16 protein-coding genes are annotated in these 17,541 nt (G+C 70.6%); 9 read left to right on the forward strand and 7 right to left on the reverse strand.

Translation table 11 applies throughout. The features are described from left to right. Positions 1–23: 23 nt before the first annotated feature. Positions 24–1,586: a murein biosynthesis integral membrane protein MurJ gene (gene murJ / locus FHS44_RS00445; protein WP_184711851.1), complete on the reverse strand. Its 1,563-nt coding sequence runs from the start codon at positions 1,584–1,586 to the stop codon at positions 24–26. Positions 1,587–1,660: 74 nt separating this feature from the next. Here murJ and FHS44_RS00450 point away from each other — a divergent pair, with 74 nt between their 5' ends. The 3 genes from FHS44_RS00450 (at position 1,661) to FHS44_RS00460 (ending at position 4,384) form a co-directional block, all read left to right on the forward strand. Beyond that, entirely contained in the window at positions 1,661–2,173 is a 513-nt protein-coding gene (locus FHS44_RS00450; RefSeq protein WP_184711852.1) for a DUF6879 family protein, read from the forward strand. A 40-nt stretch (positions 2,174–2,213) separates the two neighbouring features. Next, complete coding sequence (locus tag FHS44_RS00455) at positions 2,214–3,281, forward strand: alpha/beta fold hydrolase (protein ID WP_184711853.1); 1,068 nt, start codon at positions 2,214–2,216, stop codon at positions 3,279–3,281. Positions 3,282–3,415: 134 nt separating this feature from the next. Next, on the forward strand, positions 3,416–4,384 hold the full coding sequence (locus FHS44_RS00460) for a methyltransferase domain-containing protein (protein ID WP_184711854.1): 969 nt from the start codon (positions 3,416–3,418) through the stop codon (positions 4,382–4,384). 3 nt (positions 4,385–4,387) lie between these two features. Here FHS44_RS00460 and FHS44_RS00465 read toward each other — a convergent pair whose 3' ends face one another. Together FHS44_RS00465 and FHS44_RS00470 are read right to left on the reverse strand one after the other, a co-directional pair. After that, positions 4,388–4,618 (reverse strand): hypothetical protein, encoded by a 231-nt coding sequence (locus FHS44_RS00465; RefSeq protein WP_184711855.1) that lies wholly within the window; start codon positions 4,616–4,618, stop codon positions 4,388–4,390. Then, a complete protein-coding gene (locus FHS44_RS00470) occupies positions 4,605–4,850 on the reverse strand; it encodes a DUF6400 family protein (protein ID WP_184711856.1) in 246 nt (81 codons plus the stop codon). Before FHS44_RS00470 ends, FHS44_RS00465 begins: the two co-directional genes overlap by 14 nt. 402 nt (positions 4,851–5,252) lie before the next feature. Here FHS44_RS00470 and FHS44_RS00475 point away from each other — a divergent pair, with 402 nt between their 5' ends. Further along, entirely contained in the window at positions 5,253–7,142 is a 1,890-nt protein-coding gene (locus FHS44_RS00475) for an ABC transporter ATP-binding protein (protein WP_221460399.1), read from the forward strand. A 73-nt stretch (positions 7,143–7,215) separates the two neighbouring features. Here FHS44_RS00475 and FHS44_RS00480 read toward each other — a convergent pair whose 3' ends face one another. The 4 genes from FHS44_RS00480 to guaA all read right to left on the reverse strand — a co-directional run bounded on the left by FHS44_RS00480 (position 7,216) and on the right by guaA (position 11,226). Further along, a complete protein-coding gene (locus FHS44_RS00480) occupies positions 7,216–7,767 on the reverse strand; it encodes a hypothetical protein (protein WP_184711858.1) in 552 nt (183 codons plus the stop codon). A gap of 68 nt (positions 7,768–7,835) precedes the next feature. Further along, positions 7,836–8,483 (reverse strand): dTMP kinase, encoded by a 648-nt coding sequence (tmk, locus tag FHS44_RS00485; protein ID WP_184711859.1) that lies wholly within the window; start codon positions 8,481–8,483, stop codon positions 7,836–7,838. Positions 8,484–8,675: 192 nt separating this feature from the next. Continuing rightward, positions 8,676–9,458, reverse strand: a complete 783-nt coding sequence (locus FHS44_RS00490) for an SDR family NAD(P)-dependent oxidoreductase (protein ID WP_184711860.1) — start codon at positions 9,456–9,458, stop codon at positions 8,676–8,678. Between the two features lie 178 nt (positions 9,459–9,636). Then, complete coding sequence (gene guaA, locus FHS44_RS00495; RefSeq protein WP_184711861.1) at positions 9,637–11,226, reverse strand: glutamine-hydrolyzing GMP synthase; 1,590 nt, start codon at positions 11,224–11,226, stop codon at positions 9,637–9,639. A gap of 334 nt (positions 11,227–11,560) precedes the next feature. Between guaA and FHS44_RS00500 the strand changes: the two genes are divergently transcribed. The 5 genes from FHS44_RS00500 to FHS44_RS42195 are packed head-to-tail and all read left to right on the forward strand — an operon-like array spanning position 11,561 to position 17,516. Beyond that, positions 11,561–12,991 (forward strand): coproporphyrinogen-III oxidase family protein, encoded by a 1,431-nt coding sequence (locus tag FHS44_RS00500; RefSeq protein WP_184711862.1) that lies wholly within the window; start codon positions 11,561–11,563, stop codon positions 12,989–12,991. Between the two features lie 11 nt (positions 12,992–13,002). Then, entirely contained in the window at positions 13,003–14,184 is a 1,182-nt protein-coding gene (locus FHS44_RS00505) for an adenylosuccinate synthetase (RefSeq protein ID WP_184711863.1), read from the forward strand. After that, entirely contained in the window at positions 14,184–15,218 is a 1,035-nt protein-coding gene (locus FHS44_RS00510; protein ID WP_184711864.1) for an ArsR/SmtB family transcription factor, read from the forward strand. The genes FHS44_RS00505 and FHS44_RS00510 overlap by 1 nt, the downstream gene beginning before the upstream one ends. A 25-nt stretch (positions 15,219–15,243) precedes the next feature. Beyond that, positions 15,244–15,753 carry a DinB family protein gene (locus tag FHS44_RS00515; protein WP_184711865.1) on the forward strand — a complete coding sequence of 170 codons (510 nt, stop codon included), beginning with the start codon at positions 15,244–15,246 and terminating at the stop codon, positions 15,751–15,753. Then, positions 15,750–17,516, forward strand: coding sequence for an alpha/beta hydrolase family protein (locus FHS44_RS42195; RefSeq protein ID WP_184711866.1), 1,767 nt, complete (start codon positions 15,750–15,752; stop codon positions 17,514–17,516). The genes FHS44_RS00515 and FHS44_RS42195 overlap by 4 nt, the downstream gene beginning before the upstream one ends. Positions 17,517–17,541 lie beyond the last annotated feature (25 nt).

Here is a 17,541-nt window from a genome sequence, read left to right on the forward strand (position 1 = left end):
GATCACGTGATCCGCCGCGGTTCCTAGGGGCGTAGGGCGCCGAGCAGGGTCCGGAACTCGGAGACGCGAAGCGCCCACGCGGCCAGGCCGTACAGCAGGGCTCCGAAAGTGCCCGCGGCGAGCACGACGGTGAGCGAACCCGCCCAGCCCGGCCCCGTGACCTGCCCGGCCAGGCGTGCCACGACCGCCGTCGCCCCGCCCGCGACGAGCGTCGCGGGGAGCATCCTGCCGTGCGCGCGCAGCAGGCGGTGGCCGTCGACTCTGCCGAGCCTCGCCCGCAGTACGGCTGCCGCCACGAGGAACCCGGCGCAGTTGGCCAGCGCGTATCCCACCGCGACCCCGACGACCATCCGCGGACCGGGTACCAGCCACGCCGAGACCACGGCGCCCCCAACCGTGGCCGCCGCGACGAGCAGGCCGATCATGGCCGGGGTGCGGGTGTCCTGCAGGGCGTAGAAGCCGCGCAGCAGAACCTGGTAACCGCAAAATGGCACCAGGGCCAGGCCGTACGCGGCCAGGACCGTCCCCGTGAGCGCGACGGCGGAGGGGACGGCGTTGCCGTGCGCGAACAGGGCGGTGGCCAGGTGCGGGCCGAGCACGACCAGGAGGGCGGCCGTCGGCAGGAGCACCACGCCGGACAGCCGCAGGCACCGGGACAGCTCGGCCGTCACCTGCGACAGGTCCCGCCGCGCCGCCGCCCGGCTCAACCCCGGCAGCACACCGGTGACGATGGACACCGTGACGACCGCGTAGGGCAACTGGAACAGCGTGTAGGCGTTGGCGTAGGCCCCGAGCGCCCCCTGCCCCGAGGTCAGGGCGAGCCGGTTGACCACGACGATCGCCACCTGCGAGGCGGCCACGGAGACGAGCGTCCAGCCCGCCATGGCCGCGATCCGCCGGACCCCGACCCCTCGCGGATCGGCGCGCAGCCGTACCCGGAAACCGGTGCCTTGGGTCGCCAGACACAGCACGAGTGCCTGTACGGCGACGCCCGCCGTGGTGCCGACGCCGAGCAGCCAGGTTTGGGCGACGGTCAACCTCTCCAGGTGTCCCGTGCCGCCGACCACCAGGTAGACGGCGGTGGTCGCGATGACCACGAGGTTGTTGGCCACCGGCGCCCACATCGGTACGGCCTGGCGGCCCCTGGCGCTCAGGACGGCGGCGAGGGTCGTCCCCACGCCGTAGAACAGGACCTGCGGCAGGAAGAACCGGGTCAGCGTGATCGCCACCCGGCGCTGGTCGGCGCCGAGGTCGCTGGCGCACAGGTCCACGATCTGCGGGGCGAGCAGGGTCGTGACCACCACGGTCACGCCCAGGCCGTAGACCACCAGCGACAGCAGCCGCTGCGCGTACAACTCGTCGGGATGCCGCACGAGCAGGGGAACCAGGACGCTGGTCAGCGCCCCGCCGAGCACCAGGTCGTAGATCGAGTTGGGCAGCGTGTTGGCGACGGTGTAGGTGTCGAACAGGTGCGATCCGAGCCCGAGCGCGGCGACGAGCGCCAGCGTACGCAGGAACCCGGTGCTCCTGGAGACGACCGTTCCCACGGCCATGGCGCGCCCCGAACGTGCGAGTCCTTGATCCATGAACGCCATACTCCCCGAAAGGTGAGGTGTTCGGCCTATTAGCCGTGCTCCTGGAGGCCGGTACGGTCGGCGCTATGGAGTCGATCTCGGTACAGCGTCGGGGTGAACTGGTGCGGGCCAGCAGAGACACCCGCAAACTTGAGCTGCACGATTATTACGGCGCCGACAACGAGGACCTGAAGCTCTTCCTGGCGGGCGATCTGGACGCCGTGGAAGCCTCCTACCGGCAGTGGGCCGTCAAGGTCGCCGAGGAGGAACGCAAGGGCAGGCATCTGCGCCGGGTGCGGCTGATCTCTGAGCCCCTGTCGGACTACCAGCGGATGTCCGTCCGCTACTCCGGCATGGCGGTCGACGCGGGTGAGGACCTGCGCTGGCTGCCCCGGCGCCTCGCCTCCGCGATACTGCTGCCCGGCAACGACATGTTCGTCCTGGACGGCGGGCTCGCCATGTTCAACGTTCTGGACGGGAACGGGGAGCGGGTCGACATCCAGTTCACCGACGACCCCGCCGTCGTCGCCCGTTGCGTGGAGGTCTTCGAGGCGGCCTACTCCGTGGCCGTCCCGCACCGCGAGTATCACCCGGCCTGACGCCGGGCCGTGTCCGACCACCTCAACGGGAAAGGATGACATGAACCCTCGCTGGGTCACTCTCGCCCTCGCGGCGGGCGCCGTCAGCGCTCTCTACCAGAAGGTGTCCGAGCACGCCGACAGGCGCCGCTTCCCGGCACCCGGCCGGTTCGTCTTCGTCCGAGGCCGACGCCTGCACGTGCGGGCCGAAGGCCAGGGCGGTCCGACCGTCGTGATCCTGCCCGGCATGACCGACAACGGCCTGGGCTGGGCCAACGTCAGGAAGGGACTGGTTCCCGGCCGGCGGGTGTGGCAGTACGACCGGTCCGGACTCGGCTGGAGCGAGGCACCGCCCTGGTGGGAGTGGCGCGGCTCCTCGGCGCTGGCCGACGAGCTTCACGAGGTGCTGGAGGCGTCCGGAGAACCCGGCCCCTACCTCCTCGTCGGCCACTCGATGGGCGGGGAGATCGCCCGGTTCTACGCGGCCCGTCACCGTGACAGGGTCGCGGGGATGGTGCTCGTCGACGCGCCCTCCGAGCGCGTGACCTGGATGGTCGAGGAGTTCGGCTGGCGGGCCGGGCCCGTGAAGCACTGGCGGACCGCGCTCACCTACGCCCTGACGCCGTGCGGCCTGGTCCGCGCCCGGCTGCGCCTGGCGATCCTGAGGGGGCGGGAGCCGGCCCTGCTGCGGCAAACGCGGCGACGGCTCCCGGCGGAACTGGTCGAACTTGGCCTGGCCCTTGAGCTCACCAGCGGGCAACGCCGGGCCGAGGTGCTGGAGGATCTCGGCAGGGCCGGAGTCGTCAGGGCGCTGGAGGCCGAACGCACGCACTTCGGCGACATGCCGCTCACGGTCATCTCCAGAGCCCCGCACCCGGCGCGGGACAGTTACTACGGCGGCTACTTCGCCAATCGCCCCGCCGACGTGGCCGAACGCCAGAACCGCGTCTGGGGACGCATCCAGTCCGACCTGGCCAGCCTGTCCGACGACAGCACGCTGATCGTCGCCGAGCGGGCCGCGCAAAACGTCCAGGTCGACGAGCCCGAGCTGATCGTCAAGGCCGTCACCGACATGTGCGCCAAGCTCCGGACCGATGACGGTGAGCACGCGGGCGGGGGGAAGAGGTGAGCGATCCGGTCGACCGGATCGCCGGGCCCTTCGCGTCGTTGGGGCCTCGTTGGGTGGAGGCGTTGAGGGCTAATCCGAGGGGGTTGTTCGTTCCGGGGCAGGCGTGGGTTTCGCCGGAGGGCGGGCCCGGTTACATGATCGACCGGGACACGGACGCCTCGGCCTGGGAGAAGGCCGTCTACAGCGACATCTCGATCGTCACCCAGATCGACGACGGGGCGACATCCCTGAGCGAGGGGGACGGCCTCTACAGTTCCTCAAGCTCCATGCCCACGATCGTGGCCGCCGAACTCGGGCTCCTCGGCCTGCACGCCGACGACGACGTGCTGGAGATCGGCACCGGAACCGGCTGGACGGCGGCGCTCATCCACGGCTTCGTCGGCGACGGCCGGGTCACCAGCGTCGAGATCGACCTCGACGTCCACCGGCAGGCACGGGACAACCTGACGCGGGCCGGTCACGACGACGTCCGGTTGGTTCACGGGGACGGCACGCTGGGCTTTCCCGGCGGTCAGCCGTACGACGCCGTGCATGTCACCGTCGGCGCGACCGGGGCGGCACCGGCGTGGGTCGCGCAGACCCGGCCGGGTGGCACCGTCGTGTTTCCGTGGATGCCGACGTGGCGGTACGGCGCGTTCGTCGCCCTGCGTGCCCTGGGCGACGGTACGGCGGTCGGCCGTGTCGCGTCGGGCTGCTCGTTCATGATGATGCGCGGCCAGCGTCCGGGGGAGCTTCGGGGGCTCGGTGACGACGTGCGCGGGCGCCCGGCCAGGATCGACCCACGGCGGATCACCGGGGAGTGGGCCGCCTCCGTCTTCCTGAACGCGATGTTGCCCGGTGTCGCGTGCACCACCGAGCACGACGGCGGGTTCGTCCTGTGGGCACACTCCGACACCTCGGCCGCCTACGTGGCCTGGGACGAGGAGGTGGGTGACTGGGCGGTGCGCTACAGCGGTGATCGTGACCTGTACGGCGAGGCCGAGGAGGCGTTCCTGCGCTGGATCTCCTGGGGCTGTCCGGACATCGACCGATACGGCTACACCAGCACGCCCGAGGGCGACGTCGTCTGGGTGGACCACCCGGGTCGCGTTGTCAACCCTTGAGAATCAGAAGGGGCGGGTTCCGCCCGCGCCGAAGGTGGTCTCGTGGTTCCACAGGTGGGTGCAGCCGGGGCACTGCAGGTGGAGCGTGCTTCCCGTGGTGCGGATGAGGTAGCGCCAGTGGTCCGAGCAGTTGCGGCCGTCGGTGCAGGGGGCGCAGTCCCTGTCGTCGCGGCATCCCGGGCAGGGGATCCACGCCCTGCGTCCCAGGTCGGCCTGCGGATCAATCGGCAGCATGCCCGGCCCCCCGGTACGGCAGGACCCCGGCGGCCACGAGCGCGTCGTAGATCTCCTGCTGCCGCTCGTCGAGGTTCGAGTAGAGCAGGTCGTAGGCCTCCTCCTCGCCCTGCATCACCGCGATCGGGTCCCAGTCGTCCCCCAGGGCCTCCATGACCGCGGCCCGGCGACGGGCCTCCTCAAGCGTGAGGTCGATCTCGACGACGACGTGTGCGTTGCTGTCATGACTCATGCGGCGGCTTTCCGGCTTCCTGTGGGTTTGCTCTGGCTCCCTGCGGGCCTGATTGTGGGGGGATCTGGTCGGCGGAGCGGGACCTGCTCTTCGCGGTCACCTGAACGTCCGCCTGCGCGGGACCCTTGGGGCTATCTATACCTTTTTATACCTTATGTCGCTTTTCTTGGGTGGTTCGTGACACATTTCACGGTTTGTCGGGTGTTGGGGGACATGGTTGACCTGAACTTTGGTTGAGGTCCTACGGTTCAGGGAGATGCTCAGGGGGTGGTCGCACTCCGTGTTCGCGCGGGGGATGGCCGTACGCGATTTTGTCGGTGGCGAATGAGAACCTCTGGGTGTCGTAAATCTGTTCGAAGAACGGCCGGAAGGCCGTCGGCCCCCCCGGAGACGAACGTGGACATGGAAGTCACCGCGTGGACGTCGATGTACCACGCGATGCACGCCCAGGAGGAGCGCAGACCCTTCTCCCTGGCGACGTTGCGGCGCATCGGCTCCTTCGCCAGACCGCACCGCCGGTTCCTGACGTGGTTCCTGCTGCTCAGCATCGCGACGGCGGTCCTCGCCGTCGCCACCCCCGTGCTCGCGGGCCGGGTCGTCAACGCGATCGTCCAGGGTTCCGACCTCGGCGTCGTCGTGCTCCTGGCCTCCCTCATCGCCGTCATCGCGGTCGCCGAGGCAGGGCTCGGGCTGGTCACGCGCTGGCTGTCGGCGAACATCGGCGAGGGCCTGATCCTCGACCTGCGGACCACCGTGTTCGACCACGTGCAGCGCATGCCGATCGCCTTCTTCACCCGCACGCGCACCGGCGCGCTGGTCAGCAGGCTGAACAACGACGTCATCGGCGCGCAGCGGGCCTTCAGCGACACCCTCTCCGGCGTGGTCGGCAACCTCGTGACGCTCGTGCTCACGCTCGTCGTGATGATCGGGACCTCCTGGCAGATCACCCTGCTCGCCCTGCTCCTGCTGCCGGTCTTCGTGCTGCCCGCCCGCCGGATGGGCACCCGTCTGGCCAAGCTCGAACGCGAGTCGGCCGACCACAACGCCGCGATGACGACCCAGATGACCGAGCGCTTCTCCGCGCCGGGAGCCACGCTCGTGAAGCTCTTCGGCAAGCCCCTGCGCGAGTCGGCGGAGTTCGAGGCGCGGGCCAGGCGGGTGCGTGACATCGGCGTGCGCACGGCCATGTCCCAGTCGGTGTTCGTCACCGCGCTCGTGCTGGTCTCCGCGCTCGCCCTGGCCGTGGTCTACGGTCTCGGCGGGTTCTACGCGCTGCGCGGGCAGCTCGAACCGGGCGCGGTCGTGGCGATGGCGCTGCTGCTCACCCGGCTCTACGCCCCGCTGACCTCCCTGGCCAGCGCGCGGGTCGAGGTGATGAGCGCGCTGGTGAGCTTCGAGCGGGTCTTCGAGGTGCTCGACCTCAAGCCTCTCATCGCCGACGCCCCGGACGCGAGGGCGGTGCCCGAGGGGCCGGTCTCCGTCGAGTTCGACGGGGTCGGCTTCGCCTACCCCTCGGCCGACAAGGTGTCGCTCGCCTCCCTTGAGGAGGTCTCGACCCTCGACACCCGCGGGGGCGTCGAGGTGCTGCACGGGGTGTCCTTCCGCGCGGAGCCGGGGCAGATGGTCGCGCTGGTCGGCTCCTCAGGGGCGGGCAAGTCGACGATCGCGCAGCTCGCGACCCGCCTCTACGACGTCGACAGCGGCGCGGTGCGCCTGTCCGGCGTGGACGTCCGCGACCTGAGCGCGGAGTCGGTGCGCGAGACGCTCGGCATGGTGACGCAGGACGGCCACCTGTTCCACGAGTCCGTCCGCGCCAACCTCCTGCTGGCCAGGCCGGAGGCCACGGAGGAGGACCTGTGGGAGGTGCTGCGGCGGGCCCGTCTCGCCGACCTCGTCTCCGCGCTGCCCGACGGGCTGGACACGGTCGTGGGTGAGCGGGGATACCGGCTGTCCGGTGGTGAGCGTCAGCGCCTGACGATCGCCAGGCTGCTGCTCGCCCGTCCCCGGGTCGTCATCCTCGACGAGGCGACCGCCCACCTCGACTCCACCTCGGAGGCCGCCGTGCAGGAGGCCCTGGGGGAGGCGCTCGCCGGACGGACCTCGGTGGTGATCGCCCACCGGCTCTCCACAGTCCGGGCCGCGGACCTCATCCTCGTGATCGAGAACGGCCGGGTCGTGGAGCGCGGCACCCACACCGAGCTCCTCGCCGCGGGTGGCCGCTATGAGGAGCTCCACCGCACCCAGTTCGACCAGTCAGAGGAGAGGCAGCCCGTCCCCGAACCCGTCCACTGAGCCTGCCCCCGGGGCTCACCCCAGGCCGTCCGAGTCGTCGAAGGAGAAGGAGCACGGGCCGGATCCCGACCGGTCAGTTGTCGCCGTACCAGTGCCTGCCGACGTGCCCTTCGGGCAGGCCGCACGCCTCGTCGTCGACGCCGTTCGGGTCCGCGCCTATCCGGTCGATGGGGCAGGACGTCAGCTCGACCAGCTCACGGTCGCGACCGCTCCAGCGGATCCACACCGGCTGGGGGGCGTACCGGACCTGGAACACGGGCGACACGTGCGGGCCGGGGTGACCCGCCTCCAGGTCGCACTCGTAACTTTCCATCCGGGCGCTCTCGTCACCGTGGAACAGCCTGATCCACTCGGCGGTGGTGACGACGTTGAAGTGCGGGCACCTGCCCTCGGGGGCCCTGCGCTCCAGGCCGAAGGTTACCGCGCCGACCAGCCAGCTCGAACTGGCGGCCTTGCGCAGGCAGGCGTTGATGAGGACCAGATCGTCGCCGCTCAGGTCGGCCTTGGCGAGTTCGTCGGCCAGCGCCGCCACCCGGGTGGAGAAGGTCTCACAGAGCATGGCCAGCTCGATTACCGAATCCGGAACACCGGTGAGCGCGGTACCCCAGGGGTCCTGATCGTCCATGGCGCGATGCTATGCCGGGCTGTGCCAGGCCGTACCGGAAACGGCCATCCCTTCTCTGATGCGAAGGGTCAGGTGAGGAGGCCGGGGAGGCGGTCGTTGACCACGGCGTACAGCGCTTCCAGGCTCTCCTCGACGGGAAGGTTCGTGTCGAAACGGACAAGTCCCTCCTCGTCGGCGACGATCTGGTAGTTCATGTAGAGCTGCTGGTCGTGGTCGGCCTCGATGTAGGAGTCGCGCCAGTCGGTGCGGCGCCCGACCCGGGCCTGCGACACCTGGAAACCCGGGTCGCACAGCAGCGTCAGATCCGGCCTGGGCACGTGCTTGCAGATCTCGAAGAACCACTCCTCGTTGGCGAGACCGCGTGCCCTCATCTGCGCCAGCGCCGTGAAGACGTACCTGTCGGTGATGACCGTGCGTCCCTCGCGGAGCGCGGGCAGCACCACCTCGTGGATGTTCTGCAGCCGGTCGCTGGTCAGCAGGCAGATGAGGGCGCGGTAGTCGACCTGGTGCCGCTCCTCGGGGTGGTAGATGTAGCGGATGAACAGCGGAGATTCCCGGGCGTAGCGCGACGGCTGCATGGTCACGACCGGTTCCGCGCCACGTGAGGTCAGCCGCTTGGAGAGCCCCTCGATGAGGCTGGTCTTCCCGCTGCCGTCCATGCCGCAGAAGGCGATCAGCGTGCCGGGAAGGTCGTGTTCGTAAAGGGGAAGGGACATGGCCGGGATCCTCTCGGGGTCCTCTCTTGGGCAGATGACGGTACAGCTTCGGGGCCGATGACGGGTCAGCTCCGGGGTCGACAGTGAGTCGGCTCGGGGACCACCAGCGGTCTGGCTCCTGGGTGAGGCGGGGACTCCAGAGCCGATGATGGTCAAGGTGGGTTCAGGGCTGCGTCGGTGGCGATGGGTGGGTCAGATGGCGGTGTAGCCGCCGTCCACGAGTAACTCGGTGCCGGTGATGAAGCGGGCGTCGTCACCGGCGAGGAAGTGGATGGCTCCGGCGATCTCCTCGGGGCGTCCCTCGAAGCGCAGCGGCGCCCCGAACGAGTGCCGCTCCCGCCGGGGGCCGTCGGCGGAGGTGTAGACGGTCTCGGCGAGCCTTCGGGTGTTCTCACCGAGCCGGGTCGCGGTCCGTCCCGGGCTCACGACGTTGGCGCGCACGCCGTACGGGGCGTTCTCCACGGCGAAGGCGCGCACGAGCTGCACCAGGCCCGCCTTGGACGCCTCGTAGGCGGCACACCCGCCGCCCGCGCCGACCACGTGGGCCGAGACCGAGCCGACCGCGACGACCGAGCCCCGGGAGGAGCGGCGCAGCAGCGGCGCCGCCCCCTTCAGGCACAGGAAGGAACCGGTGAGGTTGACGCCCAGGATGTAGGACCAGTCGTGTTCCGACATGTCGGAGACGAACCCGTCGCTGGTGACGCCCGCCGCCAGGATGAGGGTGTCGAGCCCCCCGTCCTCCGCGAGCCGGGCGAAGAGGCTCTCCACCTGCCCGGCCACGGCGATGTCCACGACGTACGGCAGGGCACGGCCGGGGCCGTGTTCGGCGGTCAGCCGTTCCACGGCCTCGGTGAGGGCGCTCTCGTCACGGTCGACCAGGGCGACGTGGTGGCCGTTGGCGAGGAAGGCGTCGGCTGCGGCGTGACCGATGCCGCTGGCGGCACCGGTCACACACACCCGCCGGGGGGCCGTCACCGCTTCCTCCCCGGGGAGTCGTACGTCCGGCGGGAAAACTCACGGCCCTGGGACGCGTGCGCCCGGCGGGAAACCCCACGGCCTGAAACGTGCACCCTGGGAAAAGCCTCACGACCCGAGGAAACCCCACGGCCCGAGGGAGCCCCACGGCCTGAAACGTGCGCCTCCACAGTGGGAGTCACTCCCACTCCACGGTCGCCGGGGGCTTGCTGGTGATGTCGTAGACCACGCGGCTGATCCCCGGCACCTCGTTGACGATGCGGTTGCTCACCGTCGCCAGGAAGTCGTGGGAGAAGCGCGACCAGTCGGCCGTCATCCAGTCCTCGGTGTCCACGGCGCGCAGGGCCAGGACGTCCTCGTAGGTCCGGGCGTCGCCGAGCACGCCGACCGTCCGCTCCGAGGTGAGGACGGCCAGCGCCTGCGCGGTGTGCTTGTAGAGACCGGCCGCGCGCAGTTCGGAGATGAAGATGTGGTCGGCCCGGCGCAGCCGTTCCAGCCGCTCCCTGGTCACCGCGCCGGTCATCCGTACGGCGAGGCCGGGGCCGGGGAAGGGGTGGCGGTCGACGATCTCCTCGGGCAGGCCGAGGCTGCGCCCGACCTCGCGGACCTCGTCCTTGAACAGGAACGACAGCGGGTCCAGCAGCTCAAGGCGCATGGTGTCGGGCAGCCCGCCCACGTTGTGGTGCGTCTTGATCTTCGCGGCGGCGGAGGAGTGGCGCTTGGAGTCGCCCGCGCTCTCGATGACGTCCGGGTAGGTGGTGCCCTGGGCGAAGAAGTCGGCGTCGCCGAGGGTGGGCGCGACCTCCTCGAAGACCTCCATGAAGCTGCGGCCGATCCTGCGGCGCTTCTCCTCGGGATCGACAACGCCTTCGAGGGCGCCGAGGAACTTGTCCGTGGCGTCCACCTTGACGACGCGCATGTGCAGGTGGCGGGCGAAGACGTCCATGCACTGTTCGGCCTCGCCGAGCCGCAGCAGTCCGTTGTCGACGAACACGCAGGTCAACTGGGAGCCGACGGCCCGTGAGACCAGCGCGGCGGCGACGCCCGAGTCGACGCCGCCCGACAGGGCGCAGATGACGCGCCGGTCGCCGATCCGGGTGCGCAGCCACTCGACGGTGTTCTCGATGAACGAGGTGGCGGACCAGTCGCCCGCACAGCCGCACAGGTCGAGCGCGAAGTTGCGCAGCAGGTCGCGGCCGAAGGCGGTGTGCGCGACCTCGGGGTGGAACTGCACGCCCCAGAACATGGCGCCGTCGCCGATGACGGCGACCAGGCCGTCACCGCTGCGCGCGAACACCTCGAAGCCGGGCGGCACCTCGACGATGTGGTCGGTGTGGCTCATCCACGCCACGGAGCGCGACTCCACGCCGTTGAGCAGGGGGGACTCGCCCTCGACGAGGACCTCGGCCCGGCCAAACTCCCGGCTCGGGGCGGAGGCCACCTTGCCGCCGAGGGAGTGGGCGAGCAACTGGGCGCCGTAGCAGATGCCGAGGACGGGAATGCCCAGGTCGAGGAGGCCCTCGGGCAGTCCGGCGGCGCCGTCGTCGTAGACGCTGTGCGGGCCGCCGGACAGGACGATGCCGCGTGGCTTGCGCGCGGCGATCTCCGAGACGTCGGCGGTCGCGGGCATCAGTTCGCAGTACACGCCCAGCTCACGGATCCGGCGGGCGATCAGGAGGCTGTACTGCGAGCCGTAGTCGAGCACGACCAGCTCAGCCTGCTCGACGGAGGGACGGTTGAAGGTGGGGCTCACGTCGGAGCGTGACATGCGAATCCATTCGGGCGGTCTCGGCGGTCCCACGTCCCACGCGGGATCCAGAAGTACTCAGATCATACGTATTAAGTATGAGGGCGAGGCTCCGGGACAAGCCCCGCGAGAGGCCTTCCACATTCCAGCAGGTCAGAGCCTCAAGCTTGTCGGGAGGGCCGGTCGTACCGGCCCAAATGAACGGTAAACCTTCTTAACTGTAGATCCTTGACACTACCAAAGTCATACGTATGATGAAGCTCACTTGTAAGCCTGTTTGTGGGCTATTGGGTGCTTTGGCCATGCGAAAAGGCGGGCCTCCCACCCATAACGCTGCAGCTGGGAGTGAGCACAGATGTCCACCAAATCTGAACTCCAGCGGTCCATCGACGGTGGGGCCATCCCTCCCTTCGTCTACTGCTATCCGGTGCGTTCCTCCTATCGACCCCTGGATCCGGAAAGGGCCGTCGAGGCCATCTGGGAAGAGGACCTGAGTCACTCGCCGACCCGTGAACTCAACCTCTACCTGCACGTTCCCTTCTGCAGGTACAAATGCGGATTCTGCAACCTGTACACCGTCATCTCCGAGGACGCGGACGTGTACGACGCCTACACCGAGGCGCTGTGCGCGGACATCAGGCGGCACGCCCCCGTCATCCGTGACCGGCGATTACGGACGGTCTACATCGGCGGAGGGACGCCGAGCCTGTTGCACCGCCGCAACTTCGACCAGATCTTCGACACGCTGACCGAGGTCTACCCCAACTGGCGCAGCACCACGGAGGAGGTGGCGGTCGAGGCGACGCCCGACTCGATCGTCGACCGCCCCGACACCCTGCGCCACCTCATCGCACGCGGCCTGACCAGGGTCAACATGGGAATCCAGTCCCTGAGGCCGCAGGAGATCCGCGAGGCCGGGCGCGGCCAGGCCAACGAGCGCACGGTCCGCAAGGCCATCGAGATCGTCAAGACGACGGAGCTGGCCAACCTCAGCACCGACCTGATCATGGGATTCGCCGGGCAGGACGACCAGTCCTGGCGTGAGTCGGTCGACGAACTCGTCGAGCTGGCCCCGGAGACGATCAGCACCTACTTCCTGACGATCCGCCCGGACGCCTGGTTCTCCAAGACCGGGAGATACCGCTACATGCGCAACGGCGCCCTGTACGAGCGCTACGACTACGCGCAGGAGAAGCTCCTTTCGGCCGGGTACGTCCAGGAGTCCAACGTCCGCTACAAGAAGCCGGGACGCGGGGGCTACGTCCAGAAGGTCCTGCAGTTCCACGGCGTCCCCGTGCTCGGCCTCGGCTCGGGGGCGCGGACCTACACCAACACCGTGGACTACATCGTCGGCGGCAGCGCCAACCCCAACCTCGCCGAGGTCGGCGACTACATCAGGGGCGCCAACGCCGGGGTGCTCGCCCCCAGGGCCGGGTTCGTCTACGACGACGTCGAGCGCATCCGCAAGCGGCTCGCCCTCGACCTGTTCGACCTCAACCTGCGCGATCTCGACCGGTACGGCTACCGCGAGCACGCCCACCTGTTCGAGCCCGTCCTGCTCGCCGCCGAGGAACTCGGCCTGCTCACCCGCCTGCCCGGGGACCGGGTGCAGCTCACCAGGATCGGCTTCAAGTACCGCGACATCATCTCCTGGATGTTCTACTCCCCGGAGGTCGTGCGGCTCGACGAGGAGTTCTACCGGGAGCTGCACAACCAGAACTCCCGGGCCACCCGCCTGCTCGGCAACCCCTCGTTCATCTCCGGCCTGTCGTCGGCCGCGGTCTGAGGGGGGACGAGATGCCGGTGCTCGCCGTACTCGGGGCCCACTGGGGTGACGAGGGCAAGGGAAAGATCGCGGCGGCCCTCAGCAGGGACGCCCACGTGTGCGCGCGCTTCCAGGGTGGGCCGAACGCCGCCCACTCGGTGCTCGCGCCGGGCCGTACCGAACCGTGGGTGCTGCGCATGGTGCCCAGCGGCATCCTGAGCGGGGCCGTGGGGGTCGTCGGCGGTGGCTGTGTCATCGAGCCACGGATGCTGCTGAACGAGGTCGCGGCGCTGCGCGCGGCCTTCCCCGACGTGACGGACCGGCTGCGCGTCTCGCTGCGGGCGCACGTCATCACCGCCGAGCACCGGGAGGCCGACCGCTCGGGAAGCGGCGTGGGCAGCACCCGGATGGGAGTCGGCCTGGCCTACCGCGACAAGGCGGCGCGCACGGGGCTGCGGGTGCGGGACCTGCTGGCCGGTGGGGACCGGCTGCCCGCCGACCTGCGGCCCGTCGCCGAGGAGTTCGCCGACCTGCTCGGCGGCTGCTGCGTCGACGAGGTCACCTACCTGCGTGACCGGCTCGACGCCGGGGCGCGGGTGGTGGCCGAGGGGGCGCAGGGCAGCAGGCTGGACCTCGACCACGGCGACTACCCCTACGTGACCTCCAGCAACACCACGGTCGGGGCGGTCCTCACCGGCCTGGGCGTCGGCCCGAGGGACATCGCGAGCGTCCTGCTGGTCACCCCGGCCTACGTCACCAAGGTCGGCGGCGGTGAACTGCCCTCCCGGCTGTACGGCGAGCTCAACGCCGAGCTGCAGGAACGCGGGGAGGAACTCGACCGGGCGACCGACCTGATGCGTGACACCGGCTGGCTCGACGTCGGCTGGCTGCGCGCCGCCTGCCGGCTCAACCAGGCGGACGGGATCGTGATGACCAAGTTCGACGTGCTCGCGGGCTTCCCGTCGATCGGGCTCTACGACGAGGACAGGAACCCCGCCGTACGGATGGTCCCGGGGTGGAGCGCCGAGGACGTCGCCACCGCGTCCGGGGGTTCTGAGGCGCCGTACATCGCGGCCTACCTCGCCGAGGTCGAGCGTCGCTGCGCGACCCCGGTGGTCGCGGCGGGACGCGGGCAGGGGCTGGACGACTGGTGGTGGCGCGGCGACGAGAAGGACCTGTGGAGGTCGTCCGACCAGGCCATGGTCGTGGGCTGATGATCGAGGTCGACGTGGGCGAGGCCGTACTCGGCAACCTGCGGATCGGGATCAGCCCGCTGTGGGAGACGGTCGCGAGCCTGTCGCTGCTCAGCAGGCGGGACGCGTGCCCGTGGCCGTACACCGTGTGGGCCAGGAACGCCAGACAGGCGCTCGGCAGGGGACGCGGGGGCGAGGCGCTGGCGTGGTTCGCCGGGGTCGGGCTCCCGCTGCCCGCCTTCCTCACGCCGGTTCCGCCGCCCACGGCGGCCGGGATCGACGAGGAACTCGACGCGCTGCGGGCCGTACCCGAGGAGACGGTCAGGCAGGAGCTGGCCCGCCGGTATCCGTCGGGGACGCCGGAGCCGTTCGCCCGGTTCGCGAAGGAGCCGGGGGAGGCGCTCGACCGGTACGCGGACCTGATCCAGGACTACTGGACGGCCACGGTCGCGCCGTACTGGTCGGCCATGCGGCCCGTCCTCGACCAGGAGGTGCTGCTCCAGGCCAGGGTGCTGGCCACCGCGGGCGGTGAGGCCGTGCTCGGCAGGCTCGGCGGGCGGCTGCGCTGGGACCGGCCGACCCTGAGCCTCAACGACTCCTCGCCCTCCCGGCGTGAGGTACGGCGCGCGCGCAGGCTGGTTCTGGTCCCGCTGCTCTTCGCCAGGGGCACGCCGCTGTGCGTCACCGGTTCGCACGGCGAGGACGAGGTGGCGGTCGCCTACCAGGCGCGCGGCTCCGCCGTACTGGCCGGGGGGCGGGCCTCGGGGGCGGTCAGGCAGGACGCCGAGCCGGAGCGCGGTGACCGGCTGGCGATCCTGGTGGGACGCGGCAGGGCCGCCATCGTCAGGGCGCTGGCGGTTCCCACCACGACCTCGGTGCTCGCCACAACCCTTGGCCTGGCGGCGAGCACGGTCTCGGAACACCTCACGGCGTTGGTCGCCGCGGGCGTGGTGCAAAGGCATCGAATCGGTGTACGTGTGATGTACGAGCTGAACCGGTCGGGCCGGGCATTACTGGAGTATCTCGACAACGAGACCGTGCACCCGGCCGCCTGACGCCTGTTCCAGGAAGGACCACCGCATGCCACCGATGACACCGTCCCTGATCGCCGACGAGAAGACCACGCTGCACGCCTTCCTGCGCTACCTGCGGGAGTCCGTGATCGCCAAGACGACGGGCGTGAACGACGAGCAGGCCGCGAAGGAGCTCGTCCCCTCGGGCAAGAGCCTGCTCGCGCTGCTCAAGCACCTGACGGTGATGGAGCTCGGCTGGGTGAGCTGGGCCTACGCGGGCGTCGACCTGCCCTCTGAGCTGTGCGACCAGGAGGTACGGCCCGGCGAGACGGCAGAGGAGGTGATCGCCGCATACCTCGCCGCCGCGGAGCGCTCCGACGCCGTCATCGACGCCTGCGCGTCCCTGGACACCCCGGGCGTGCGCACGCTGCGCCCGACCGCCCCGGCCACGCCGACCCTGCGCTGGGTGCTGACCCACCTCATCGAGGACACGGCCCGGCACACCGGCCACGCCGACGTGCTCAGGGAGCAGATCGACGGGCTCGCCGGGAACTGGAAGGGCAACACGCGGTGGTGAACGGCCCGCGCGAGGTGGAGACCGTCTTCACCGAGGGGCACGTCGAGCTGCTCGACTGGGTGGGCGGCCCGGTGCTGGCCGACCAGGACGACAAGGGCGTGCTGCTCACCGGCCCGGACGGTACGGCGCGCAGGATCGACGACGGGGCCGACGTCACGGTCTTCACCGGGGACGAGGCCGCCTTCCTCTCGGTCACCCGGGACGGCACGACGCTGCGGGCCGTCCAACGGCCCCTGCGCGGCGACCAGGTCGCGTGGGAGGCTCCCCTCGAAGGGGCGGCCTCGCGGGGATGGACGCCGTTGGACGCCCTGCCGGGCCGTTCCGTCGGCGGGACCCGGGGCGTCGCGCTGGTCGTGGAGACCGACACGGGCGCCCAGGCGATCCTTGAGACGTTCCCCGGGGGAACCGGACGAATCCACCCCAACCGATGGCCCAACGAGTCGCCGGTGCACGTGGACGGCGGCCTGAACCTGGCCGTGACCCAGCTCTACGACGCCCCCGACCGGCCGGTGCTGCACGTGTGGCCCCTGGAGCCGGACGCCGTGGAGCCCGTGGAGCGACGGGTCGCGGGACGCTGGCTCGACGTCAGGGACGGCCTCGCGCTTCTCGACCGCGACGGCAGGCCGGTGACGTGGCGGCCCGGCACCGACGTCGTCACCGACGAGCCCCGGCCTGAGGGAGAGCTTGTCGACGCGCGCTTCCTCGGACCGGGCACGGACACGATCGCCATGGTCGTCACCTCCGAAGGAGCCGACCGGCTGGTGGTCGTCGATCGCGCGGGCGGGGCGCTGCGGGCCGTACCGCTGCCGCCGGGGCGGGTGCGGGTCTGCTCCGCGCACAGCGGCGGCGTCGGGCTGCACCTGACCTCGGTGGTGAACGGCAGCGTGTGGGCCTGGCTGGCACCGGACGGCACCACGCGCACCGCCCCGGGAGAGGTCCCGCCGCTCGGCGGGGGCGCCGGGTACGGCCACCGCCGGCAGGGCGCGACCCCGTTCCACGCCCACCTGCCGGGAGGCAGGCCGAAGGGCGTGGTGATCTCCCTGCACGGCGGCCCGGAGATCGTCGAACGGGACGAACTCCGCTATGACGGCCTCTACCGGAGACTCCTGGAACGCGGGATCGCGGTCCTGGCGGTCAACTACGCGGGCTCGTCCGGCTACGGGCCCGCGCACACCCGGCGCGCGTGGCGGGCGTGGGAGACGACCCTCAGGGAGGACCTGACGGCCTGCCTGGCGTTCGCGGAACAGAAGGGCGTGCCCCGGGAGCGGACGATCCTGCTCGGCGCCAGCTTCGGCGGCGGCCTCGCGCTGCTCGGCAACGCGCTCCTGCCCGGTCTGGCCGGGGTCGTCGCCTGCTCGCCCCTGGTCGACCTGGTGCGGCACGTGCGCAGGATGACCGAGGAGGACCCCCGCTGCCGGAGCTGGTTCGCCCGCAGGTTCGGCGACCTGACCGCCGAGGACGCGCGCGCCCCCCTCGATCCGGTACGGCTGGCCGCCCCCGAGGGCGGTCCCGTCCTCCTCATCCAGGGCGACCGTGACCCGATCTCCAGCCTTGGGGACGTCCAGGCTCTCGCGCGGCTGGCGGCCGAACGCGGCCTGCCCTGGGAACTGGTCGTCGAACGGGGCGTCGGCCACCGGCCCGTCACCCTCGCCCAGGCGCTGACCCGGCACCGCAACCTCATGGAGGGCCTGGAGAAGTTGGCCGGTCAGTGGGGGCATTCGGCTGGAACCGAATTCCTTGTTCGGCCAACGGAGGCGACCTAGGGTCACGGTGGCGATCCACTGTCCG

It is taken from the genome of Streptosporangium saharense (genome assembly GCF_014203715.1).
Taxonomy (GTDB): Bacteria; Actinomycetota; Actinomycetes; order Streptosporangiales; family Streptosporangiaceae; genus Streptosporangium; species Streptosporangium saharense.

Coding starts and splice junctions, on each gene's coding strand:
- FHS44_RS00505 (WP_184711863.1), top strand. CDS start 13,003: ATGCCGGTGCTCGCCGTACTCGGGGCCCACTGGGGTGACGAGGGCAAG.
- FHS44_RS00500 (WP_184711862.1), top strand. CDS start 11,561: ATGTCCACCAAATCTGAACTCCAGCGGTCCATCGACGGTGGGGCCATC.
- FHS44_RS00460 (WP_184711854.1), top strand. CDS start 3,416: ATGATCGACCGGGACACGGACGCCTCGGCCTGGGAGAAGGCCGTCTAC.
- FHS44_RS00480 (WP_184711858.1), bottom strand. CDS start 7,767: ATGGACGATCAGGACCCCTGGGGTACCGCGCTCACCGGTGTTCCGGAT.
- FHS44_RS00470 (WP_184711856.1), bottom strand. CDS start 4,850: ATGAGTCATGACAGCAACGCACACGTCGTCGTCGAGATCGACCTCACG.
- guaA (WP_184711861.1), bottom strand. CDS start 11,226: ATGTCACGCTCCGACGTGAGCCCCACCTTCAACCGTCCCTCCGTCGAG.
- FHS44_RS00465 (WP_184711855.1), bottom strand. CDS start 4,618: ATGCTGCCGATTGATCCGCAGGCCGACCTGGGACGCAGGGCGTGGATC.
- FHS44_RS00515 (WP_184711865.1), top strand. CDS start 15,244: ATGCCACCGATGACACCGTCCCTGATCGCCGACGAGAAGACCACGCTG.
- murJ (WP_184711851.1), bottom strand. CDS start 1,586: ATGGATCAAGGACTCGCACGTTCGGGGCGCGCCATGGCCGTGGGAACG.
- FHS44_RS00510 (WP_184711864.1), top strand. CDS start 14,184: ATGATCGAGGTCGACGTGGGCGAGGCCGTACTCGGCAACCTGCGGATC.
- FHS44_RS00455 (WP_184711853.1), top strand. CDS start 2,214: ATGAACCCTCGCTGGGTCACTCTCGCCCTCGCGGCGGGCGCCGTCAGC.
- FHS44_RS00450 (WP_184711852.1), top strand. CDS start 1,661: ATGGAGTCGATCTCGGTACAGCGTCGGGGTGAACTGGTGCGGGCCAGC.
- tmk (WP_184711859.1), bottom strand. CDS start 8,483: ATGTCCCTTCCCCTTTACGAACACGACCTTCCCGGCACGCTGATCGCC.
- FHS44_RS00475 (WP_221460399.1), top strand. CDS start 5,253: ATGGAAGTCACCGCGTGGACGTCGATGTACCACGCGATGCACGCCCAG.